General features: G+C 74.6%; 11 protein-coding genes. 7 read left to right on the top strand and 4 right to left on the bottom strand.

Annotated elements, in window-relative coordinates; translation table 11 throughout:
* Positions 1-120: 120 nt before the first annotated feature.
* From B0E53_RS30025 to B0E53_RS30010, 4 genes are all read left to right on the top strand, one after another.
* Positions 121-921: an isoprenyl transferase gene (locus B0E53_RS30025; RefSeq protein WP_107079079.1), complete on the top strand. Its 801-nt coding sequence runs from the start codon at positions 121-123 to the stop codon at positions 919-921.
* A 70-nt stretch (positions 922-991) separates the two neighbouring features.
* Positions 992-1,177 (top strand): hypothetical protein, encoded by a 186-nt coding sequence (locus B0E53_RS30020; protein ID WP_107079078.1) that lies wholly within the window; start codon positions 992-994, stop codon positions 1,175-1,177.
* A gap of 139 nt (positions 1,178-1,316) precedes the next feature.
* Positions 1,317-1,538, top strand: a complete 222-nt coding sequence (locus B0E53_RS30015) for a thioredoxin reductase (protein ID WP_107079082.1) — start codon at positions 1,317-1,319, stop codon at positions 1,536-1,538.
* Positions 1,539-1,561: 23 nt separating this feature from the next.
* Positions 1,562-2,302 carry a pirin-like bicupin family protein gene (locus tag B0E53_RS30010; protein ID WP_246835673.1) on the top strand — a complete coding sequence of 247 codons (741 nt, stop codon included), beginning with the start codon at positions 1,562-1,564 and terminating at the stop codon, positions 2,300-2,302.
* A gap of 6 nt (positions 2,303-2,308) precedes the next feature.
* On the opposite strand, the gene gndA is transcribed toward B0E53_RS30010, so the two are convergent.
* Positions 2,309-3,751: an NADP-dependent phosphogluconate dehydrogenase gene (gene gndA, locus B0E53_RS30005; RefSeq protein ID WP_107079077.1), complete on the bottom strand. Its 1,443-nt coding sequence runs from the start codon at positions 3,749-3,751 to the stop codon at positions 2,309-2,311.
* Between the two features lie 356 nt (positions 3,752-4,107).
* Between gndA and B0E53_RS30000 the strand changes: the two genes are divergently transcribed.
* Positions 4,108-4,344: a hypothetical protein gene (locus tag B0E53_RS30000; RefSeq protein WP_107079076.1), complete on the top strand. Its 237-nt coding sequence runs from the start codon at positions 4,108-4,110 to the stop codon at positions 4,342-4,344.
* An 86-nt stretch (positions 4,345-4,430) separates the two neighbouring features.
* Here B0E53_RS30000 and B0E53_RS29995 read toward each other — a convergent pair whose 3' ends face one another.
* Positions 4,431-5,126: a hypothetical protein gene (locus B0E53_RS29995; protein WP_107079075.1), complete on the bottom strand. Its 696-nt coding sequence runs from the start codon at positions 5,124-5,126 to the stop codon at positions 4,431-4,433.
* 154 nt (positions 5,127-5,280) lie between these two features.
* Between B0E53_RS29995 and B0E53_RS29990 the strand changes: the two genes are divergently transcribed.
* A complete protein-coding gene (locus B0E53_RS29990; RefSeq protein WP_107079074.1) occupies positions 5,281-6,480 on the top strand; it encodes a sensor histidine kinase in 1,200 nt (399 codons plus the stop codon).
* The gene (locus B0E53_RS29985; protein ID WP_107079073.1) at positions 6,477-7,127 is read left to right on the top strand and encodes a response regulator transcription factor; all 651 of its coding nucleotides are present in this window, start codon (positions 6,477-6,479) and stop codon (positions 7,125-7,127) included. The genes B0E53_RS29990 and B0E53_RS29985 overlap by 4 nt, the downstream gene beginning before the upstream one ends.
* A 14-nt stretch (positions 7,128-7,141) precedes the next feature.
* Here the strand turns inward: B0E53_RS29985 and B0E53_RS29980 are convergent, their stop codons facing one another.
* Both B0E53_RS29980 and B0E53_RS29975 read right to left on the bottom strand, forming a co-directional pair.
* Positions 7,142-7,942: an energy-coupling factor transporter transmembrane component T gene (locus B0E53_RS29980; protein ID WP_107079080.1), complete on the bottom strand. Its 801-nt coding sequence runs from the start codon at positions 7,940-7,942 to the stop codon at positions 7,142-7,144.
* A gap of 40 nt (positions 7,943-7,982) precedes the next feature.
* The coding region (locus tag B0E53_RS29975) for an ABC transporter ATP-binding protein (protein ID WP_146167814.1) at positions 7,983-8,593 on the bottom strand (611 nt) is incomplete at its 5' end.

The raw sequence follows: 8,593 nt of genomic DNA, 5'->3' as shown, positions 1-8,593 counted from the left end.
CCCGGCGTCCGGCGCGGTCCCGCCGCCCGGCGGCGCGGGGCCGGGTGTGGTCCCGCCGCGCACCGGAGGCGGGCCCGCCGCCGCTGGTGTGAACAGGGAGATAACCGAGTGATCCGATCGATGAGGGCCGGCCGGCGCGAGCCGCTGCCACCGACTCCGCACCCCTCCGGCGCCCGGCCGCCGGCGCTGCCGGCCGACGCGCTGCCCAAGCACGTCGCCGTGGTGATGGACGGCAACGGCCGCTGGGCCAAGGAGCGCGGGCTGCCCCGGACCAAGGGTCACGAGCAGGGCGAGCACAGCCTCTTCGACACCATCGAGGGCGCGATCGAGCTGGGCATCCCCTACCTGTCGGCGTACGCCTTCTCCACCGAGAACTGGCGGCGCTCGCCGGACGAGGTCCGCTTCCTCATGGGGTTCAACCGGGACGTCATCCGGCGCCGCCGGGACCAGCTCGTCGACCTCGGCGTCCGGGTGGTCTGGTCCGGCCGGGCCGGGCGGCTCTGGAAGAGCGTCATCTCCGAGTTGCAGACCGCCGAGGAGATGTCGCGCGGCAACTCGACCCTGACCCTCCAGTTCTGCGTCAACTACGGCGGGCAGGCGGAGATCGCCGACGCCGCCGCCGCGATCGCCCGCGACGCGGCCGCCGGCCGCGTCGACCCGGGCAAGGTCACCGAGAAGACCATCGCGAAGTACCTCTACCACCCGGAGGTCCCCGAGGTGGACCTCTTCCTCCGCCCCTCCGGCGAGCAGCGCACCTCGAACTTCCTGCTCTGGCAGAGCGCGTACGCGGAGCTGGTCTTCCTCGACACCCTCTGGCCGGACTTCGACCGCCGCCACCTCTGGTACGCCTGCGAGCTCTACGCCCAGCGGGACCGCCGCTTCGGCGGCGCGCTGCCCAACCCGGTGGCCCCCGTTACCTGAGGTCGCGCTTACCGACGCCGCCTGGTGGGTATCAATCCGGACAGCAGGCAGATTGCGGAGGTGAACCCACATGATTCAGAAGCGGATTGCCCAGTGGGCGGTCATGGCGGTCGCCGTGCCGCTGGCGGCGGCCGGGGCGCGCCGGCTCAGCCACTCCCTGGAGGCCCGTCGCGGCCCGACCGGGGTGAGCCGACTGCTCACCAAGGGCGCCGACGTGCTGCGGCCGCAGAAGGCCAAGCGTCGTCGGTTCTGGTGACGTCGACGGTCCGCCGCGGCGTCGCGGCGGACCGTGTCGCGGGCGCCCCGCATCCGGCTTTGCGGCCGGCAGCGGGGCGCCCGCGCGTACGATCGGCGCAGGGCGCGCCGCCGGGACGCGCCCGCCACGGGGGTGGGGGATGCACGATCTCCGGTTCAAAATGATCATGGCGTTGAACGCGGCGGACCTGGGCAGCCCGATCTGCGAGCAGGTCGCCGACATCTGCGCCGAGATCGCCGAGCAGCACTGCGCCGAACTCGGCCACATGCCGGCCGTACGCGCCGGGGAGATCGCCGAGCTGAGCACCGGCGAACCGGCGCTCACCTGGGCGCCGACCGAGACCGGGCAGCGTGCCTGGTGACGGCGACGGCGCCAGCTCCGGCGGTGGACGTCCGGCGGGCCGGGGACCGCTTCTTCACCCGGTTGTCCTGGCTCGACTCCAAGCACTCCTTCTCGTTCTCCCGGCACTACGACCCGGCCAACACCCACCACGGGCTGCTGCTGGTCAACAACGACGACGTGGTGCACCCGGGCACCGGCTTCGAGACCCACCCGCACCAGGACATGGAGATCGTCACCTGGGTGCTGCGCGGCTCGCTGGTCCACCAGGACTCCACCGGCCACTCCGGCGTCATCTATCCCGGCCTGGCCCAACGGATGAGCGCCGGCACCGGCATCCTGCACTCGGAGAAGAACGACTCGTGGCGGTTGGAGAACACCGCCCCGCACCGCGACCCGGTCCACTTCGTGCAGATGTGGGTGCTCCCCGACGAGGAGGGGATCGACCCGGGCTACGAGCAGCTCGAGATCGGCGACGAACTGCTGCGCGGTGGCCTCGTGCCGGTCGCCTCCGGGATGGACCGGTACGACGGCGCCTCCGCCATCCGGATCCGCAACGGGTACGCCACCCTGCACGCCGCCCGGCTCGGCCCCGGCGACTCGGTGAACCTGCCCGACGCGCCCTTCCTGCACCTCTACGTGCCCAGCGGCGCCGTGACGCTGGAGGCGACCGGACAACTCGGCGAGGGCGACGCGGCCCGGATCACCATGGCCGGGGGCCAGCGGGTGACCGCCGCCGAACCGGCGGAGATCCTGGTCTGGGAGATGCACGCCACGCTCGCCTGAGCGCGTTCACGCCTCCACTTCGGAGCGGTCACCCGCCCAGAGCGTGTGGAACGCCCCCTCCCGGTCCACCCGGTGGTAGGTGTGGGCGCCGAAGTTGTCCCGCAGCCCCTGGATCAGCGCGGCCGGCAGCCGCTCGGCGCGCAACGCGTCGAAGTAGGCGAGCGACGACGAGAAGGCCGGGGTGGGCACGCCCGCCCGGGCCGCGTCGGCCACCACCCGCCGCCAGGCCGGGACCCCGGCGCCGACCCGGTCGGCGAACCAGGGGGCGACCAGCAGCGTGGGCAGGTCCCGCTCGGTGTCGTACGCCTCCCGGATCCGGTCCAGGAAGCGCGCCCGGATGATGCAGCCGCCCCGCCAGATGGTGGCGGTGCCGCCCAGGTCGATGTCCCAGTCGTACTCCCGGCTGCCCGCGCGGATGTGGTCGAAGCCCTGCGCGTACGCGACGATCTTGCTGGCCAGCAGCGCGCGCCGGACGTCCTCGACGAAGGTGTCCCGGTCGTCCACCTGCCACTTCTCACCCGCGTCGGGGAACGCGCGGCGGGCGGCGGCGCGCTGGTCGGCGTGCCCGGACAGCGACCGGGCGAAGGTGGCCTCGGCGATGCCGGTGATGGGGATGCCGAGGTCCAGCGCGCTCTGCACGGTCCACCGGCCGGTGCCCTTCTGCTCGGCCTGGTCGAGCACCACGTCGACGAAGGGCCGGCCGGTCGCCGCGTCGGTGTGCCCGAGCACGTCGGCGGTGATCTCGATGAGGAAGGACTCCAGCTCGCCGCCGTTCCACTCCCGGAAGATCTCCGCGATCTCCGCCGGGCTCGCCGACAGGCCGGCCCGCAGCAGGTCGTACGCCTCGGCGATGAGCTGCATGTCGGCGTACTCGATGCCGTTGTGGACCATCTTCACGAAGTGGCCGGCGCCGTCCGGCCCGATGTGCCGGCAGCACGGGACGCCCTCCACCTGGGCGGCGATCCGCTCGAAGATGGGGCCGAGCTTCCGGTAGGACTCGGCCGAGCCACCCGGCATGATGCTCGGCCCGCGCAGCGCGCCCTCCTCACCGCCGGAGACGCCGGTGCCGACGAAGTGCAGCCCGTGCCCGCGCAGCGCCTCCTCCCGGCGGCGGGTGTCGGCGAAGTGCGCGTTGCCGCAGTCGACGACGATGTCCCCCTCCTCGAGCAGCGGGACCAGCTCGTCGATCACCGCGTCGGTGGGGGCGCCGGCCTTGACCATGACGATCACCGCGCGCGGGCGCTCCAGGGAGGCGACGAAATCGGCCATCGACTCCGACGGCACGAACGTGCCCTCGCCGCCGTGCTCGGCCACCAGGCTGCGGGTGCGCTCCGGCGAGCGGTTGTGCAGCGCCACGGTGAAGCCGTTCCGGGCCAGGTTCCGGGCCAGGTTGCGGCCCATCACCGCCAGGCCGGTGACCCCGATCTGCGCCGTCGCCTGCTGTGCCATGCGTACCGCCACCCCTCGTCTCCGGTGCCCGTGCTGCGACCGTATCGCGGTCCGCGCGGGGGTGGGCCGGGACGTCGACGCCGGGTGAGGTCGCGGTGGCGGTCCGTCCTCAACGCGCCGCGCCGGTGGTGCCGGTAATTCGGGTGCGCGCCGCACGCGGGTGGGTTAGCGTGTGGACATGCGTAACTGACGCCCCCTCTCCAAGGCCCGGTCCACCGTGCGTACCGCCGTGGACCGTGCGCCCCGGGCGTCCGCATCCTCCCGTCACCGTCGGTGGCGTGGTGTTCCTGGCCGGACCCGCCCGGGTGTTCCCCGCTCGCCGTGCCCACGGGTGCCCGACAGTCAGGAGGCAGCGTATGCCCGCCAAGCGCAGTCCGAAGAAGTCCCGTAAGCAGCCGCCGAAACCGTCCGTGGTGGACGTGACCCCGCCGGACCCGGACACGCTGACGGTGGCGTCCCCGGTTGCCCTGCCCGCCCTGGCGGACACCCCACCGCCGCCCAAGGCGGGCCCACCGGCCGGGCGCGACGCCCGCCTCGCCGGGCGCAGCCAGCGCGCCGGCCAGACGCGGTTCTACGCGTTCCGGCGGAGCTGAGGTCGTCGGGTGCAGTTGTCGCCGCTCCGGCGACGACAACTGCACCCCAAGCGGCGGGAAGCGCCCCACGCGCCCGCCTCCGCGGCTCAGGCCGCGGCGGTCGCCGGGGTCGCCGTCCCGGCCGGCGCCTCGACCGCGGGGCGCCGCGCGACGCCGAGCGCCAGGCCCACGAAGCCGGCCACCATGAGTACGCTCACCGCCACCTTGACCGGGACGCCCGTGCCGACCAGATCCAGCACCTGCCCGGCGGTGAGGAGCAGCGGCACCCACAGGGCCACCAGCCGGGCCCGCCAGGCGCCGAAGGCCAGCACGAGGAGGCCGACCAGCCAGCCGAGCAGCCACACCGCGAACGAGGCCATCACGAACGGGTCCCCGTCGATCGCGGTGGTCACCGGCCGGGCGGCGTCGGCCGCCACGCCGCCGCCGGCCAGGGCCCCGAAGAAGGCGTTGTACTGCCACAGGTGGACGGTGGAGAAGTAGAGCCCGAGCAGCGCCATGGCACCGCCGATGACGGCCGCCACCGGCCTGCGCCGGTGCAGCGTGGCGGCCAGCCCGAGCGTCGCCGGCAGCAGCAGCAGATGGGCCAGCGCGAACAGGATGGTCTCCACCCGCCACGCGACCAGGTTCCCGGCGGCCACCGCCACGTTCCCGGCGGTCTCGGCGACGTCGTCCGGGAACATCACCCAGTAGAAGGCGTTCGCGACGCCGTACACCACGCCGCCGCCGAGCAGGGCGCCCGCGGTGAGCCGCCGGCCCGTCCGCCCTCCGTTGCTGTCGTCCATCAGTGTCTCCTTCCGAAGTCGTGGGAGGGACGCTAGGGGCCGCACCCGGACCGGGTCGTCGGCGCGGAGGTTGATCCGCGGGTGGAGTGTCGGCGGCCGTCGCTACACCCGTGGGTGGACGCGGAGACACGCCCGCCGTGGCTACCCTTCCGGCATGTCTGCCGCCCTCGACGTCCGGGCCCGGTGGCGCGGCGTGGCCACCTCGCTCGCCGGGGCCGCGCTGTTCGCGTTCGGCCTGGCCGAGCTGTACGTCCCGCTGGCCGGCTACGTCGAGGGGCAGGGGCCGGACCTCGCCGCGCTCTCCGCCGGCTGGCTCGCCGTCCTCACCGTGCTGCTGGTCGGCTACGGCCTCGCGGTGGCCGGCTGCACGTCGTACCCCCGGACGGCCGCCGTCGTCGCCGGCGCCTGCTTCACCGCGCAGAGCTTCACGCCCGTCCTGCCGGAGTGGCCGGTCGTGCCGCTGCTGGCGCTGGTCGCCGCCACCTTCGGCTGTGTCGCGGTGGGTGGCCGGGCCGCTCCCACGGTCGCCGTGGCCAGTTACCTCCTCCCGCTCGGGATCGAGAACGCCGTGGCCGGTGACTCCGACTGGATCTTCATCCTGTTCGTGGGGCTCGCCGTGCTGGGTCCCGGGTACGCCGTGCGGATGCGGCGGGCGCAGGCGGCCCGGCTGGTGGCGCTGGCCGCCGAGCGGGAGGCCGCCGCCCGGACGGACGAGCGGCTACGGGTGGCCCGGGAACTCCACGACATCGTTTCGCACGGGGTCTCGGTGATGGTGCTGCAGGCCGCGGCGGCGCAGGCCGTGCTCGATTCGGACCCGGGTGCGGCCCGCGCGTCCCTCGACGCGGTGCAGGAGGTCGGGCGCGACGTGGTCACCGAACTGCGCCGGCTGCTGGTCATCCTTCGCGGCGCGGAGACGGCCCCGGAGGGGCTGCCGTCGTTGCGGCGGATCGACGCGCTGACCGCCGGGGTGGGCCTCGCCGGCGGGCGGGTCGACGTGACCGTCACGGGTGACCTTGACACGATCCCCGCCGCCGCCGACGTCAGCGGTTACCGGATCCTCCAGGAGGCGCTGACCAACGCCGCCCGGCACGCGCCGGGCGCGAGCGTCCGCGTCTCGATCGAGATCGCCGGTGACGCCGTCCGGCTGCACGTGGCCGACGACGGGACCGGCCCGGCCCGGCGGAACGCCGGCACCGGGCACGGCCTGACCGGCATCCGGGAGCGGGTGGAGCTGTTCGGCGGTACGGTCAGCGCCGGTCCCCGCCCGCAGGGCGGCTTCGAGGTGCGCGTCACGCTGCCCTTCGACGCCGACGCGTCGGCCGGCGCACTGGCCACGGCGGGGGTCACCGGATGACCCGGGTCCTCATCGCCGACGACGAGGCGCTGGTACGCGGCGGCCTCCGCATGATCCTCACCGCGCAGCCGGACCTCGAGGTGGTCGCCGACGCCGCCGACGGCGAGGAAGCCGTGCAGCTGGCGACCCGGTTCGCGCCCGACGTCGTGCTGATGGACATCCACATGGCGCCGGTGGACGGGATCGCCGCGACCGAGCGGATCCTGGCGGCACGGAGCGACACCCGGATCATCATGCTGACCACCTTCGACCTCGACGAGTACGTCTACCGGGCGCTGCGGGCCGGCGCCTCCGGGTTCATGCTCAAGACCACTCCACCCCGGGAACTGGCCGAGGCGGTGCGGACCGCGGCACGGGGCGACGCCCTGCTCTCCCCGTCGATCACCCGTCGCCTGATCGACCACTACACCGCGACCGCGTCGGTGGTCGCCCACCCGGGCCTCGCCGAGTTGACCGCGCGGGAGACCGAGGTGCTGCGGATGATGGCGCTCGGCCTGTCGAACCGGGAGATCGCCGACCAGCTCTTCGTCGGCGAGGCGACCGTGAAGACGCACGTGAACCGCATCTTCGCGAAGCTCGGGGTGCGGGACCGGGTGCAGGCGGTGGTGCTGGCGTACCGGAGCGGGGTGGCCCAGCTCCGGCGGTAGCGGGTCTCCGCCGGTCAGCCGATCAGCGGGCGGAACGTGCCGAGTGCGACGCTGGCCGCCAGCGCCGCGCCGGCCAGCACCGCCGCCGCGGTGACCAGCAGCGCGTCCGCCCGGGTGAAGCGCTGCCGGCGGGCGACCGTCCGCGGGGTGCCGGCGTCGAAGCCCCGGGCGTCCATGGCGACGGCCAGCCGGGTGCCCCGCCGGATCGCCCCGACCAGCAGCGCGAACGCCGTCGACCCGAACAGCCGCAGCTTGGCCACCGGGTTGCGGCCGGCGTCCACGCCCCGGGCCCGGCGGGCCATGCTGATCATCCGCCACTCCTCCTCCAGCAGCGGCACCAGCCGGAACGCGGCCAACGCCCCGATGGCGAACCGGGCGGGCGCCTTCGCGTTCTGGATCAACGCGTCGGCCAGGTCGGTGGGGTCGGTGGTCGCGAAGACCAGGATCCCGGGCAGCGCCACGGCGAGCATCCGCAACACCAGGCCCAGCGCGGTGACCAGCACGCCCTCGGTGACCAGGACCGGGCCCGCCTCGACCAGGACCCGGCCGGAGCGGTCGGCGGCGAAGAGCACCAGGGTGACCAGGATGCCGCCGGCGCCGGCCAGCAGCGGCCAGGCCCGCCGGGCCAGCACCCGGTAGCGGACGCCGAACAGCGGCAGCACCGCCAGTTCGACGGCGATGGCGATCGCCGGAGCCACCGGGTCCAGGGTGGCCACCAGGATCAGGGTGAAGACCAGCGCGGCCGCCAGCTTCGCCACCGGGTTGCGCCGGGCCAGCGGCGCCCCGGCCGCGGCGACCGGCTCCACGCTGATCACCGGCACTCCCAGGTGCGGGTGCGGCCTGTGGCGGCGGGGGTCATCGGCGCTCCAGGGTGACGGTGCGGTCGGCCAGCGCGGCGACGAAGTCCGCGTCGTGGGTGACCGCGACGACGCCGTGGCCGGCGTCCCGCAGGTCAGCGAGGAGATCGACCAGTTCCCGCCAGGTCCGCCGGTCCTGGCCGAAGGTCGGTTCGTCGCAGATCAGCAGGCGGGGCGCGGTGGCCAGGGCGGTCGCCACGCTCAGCCGCCGCGCCTCCCCGCCGGAGAGGGTGTACGGGTTGGCGCCGGCCAGCCGGTCCAGCCGCAGCCGCTCCAGCAGCGCGTCCACGGTGGCCGTCACGGCCGCCTCGGGCTGCCCGGTGCGGCGCGGGCCGAGGGCCAGTTCGTCGCGGACGGTGCCGGTGACGAACTGGTGTTCCGGGTCCTGGAAGACCGAGCCGATCCGGCCGGCCAGGGCGGGGGCCCGCCAGCGGTGCGGGGGAGTGCCCGTGTCGCGGCCGGCGAGGGCGGGGGTGGCGGCGGCCGTACCGGCGCCGGGGCGGAGCAGGCCGCCGAGGAGCAGGGCCAGGGTGGACTTGCCGGCGCCGTTCGGGCCGAGCACGGCGAGCGCCTCGCCGGCGCGTACCCGAAGGTCGGTGGGGGCCAGCC

The sequence above is a fragment of the Micromonospora sp. MH33 genome (genome assembly GCF_003013775.1).
In the GTDB taxonomy this organism is placed as follows: Bacteria; Actinomycetota; Actinomycetes; order Mycobacteriales; family Micromonosporaceae; genus Micromonospora; species Micromonospora fulviviridis.
Note: the sequence above shows the minus strand (reverse complement) of the source record. Positions and strands in the feature narration are given on the sequence as shown.

Coding starts and splice junctions, on each gene's coding strand:
- B0E53_RS30025 (WP_107079079.1), top strand. CDS start 121: ATGAGGGCCGGCCGGCGCGAGCCGCTGCCACCGACTCCGCACCCCTCC.
- B0E53_RS30020 (WP_107079078.1), top strand. CDS start 992: ATGATTCAGAAGCGGATTGCCCAGTGGGCGGTCATGGCGGTCGCCGTG.
- B0E53_RS30015 (WP_107079082.1), top strand. CDS start 1,317: ATGCACGATCTCCGGTTCAAAATGATCATGGCGTTGAACGCGGCGGAC.
- gndA (WP_107079077.1), bottom strand. CDS start 3,751: ATGGCACAGCAGGCGACGGCGCAGATCGGGGTCACCGGCCTGGCGGTG.
- B0E53_RS30000 (WP_107079076.1), top strand. CDS start 4,108: ATGCCCGCCAAGCGCAGTCCGAAGAAGTCCCGTAAGCAGCCGCCGAAA.
- B0E53_RS29995 (WP_107079075.1), bottom strand. CDS start 5,126: ATGGACGACAGCAACGGAGGGCGGACGGGCCGGCGGCTCACCGCGGGC.
- B0E53_RS29990 (WP_107079074.1), top strand. CDS start 5,281: ATGTCTGCCGCCCTCGACGTCCGGGCCCGGTGGCGCGGCGTGGCCACC.
- B0E53_RS29985 (WP_107079073.1), top strand. CDS start 6,477: ATGACCCGGGTCCTCATCGCCGACGACGAGGCGCTGGTACGCGGCGGC.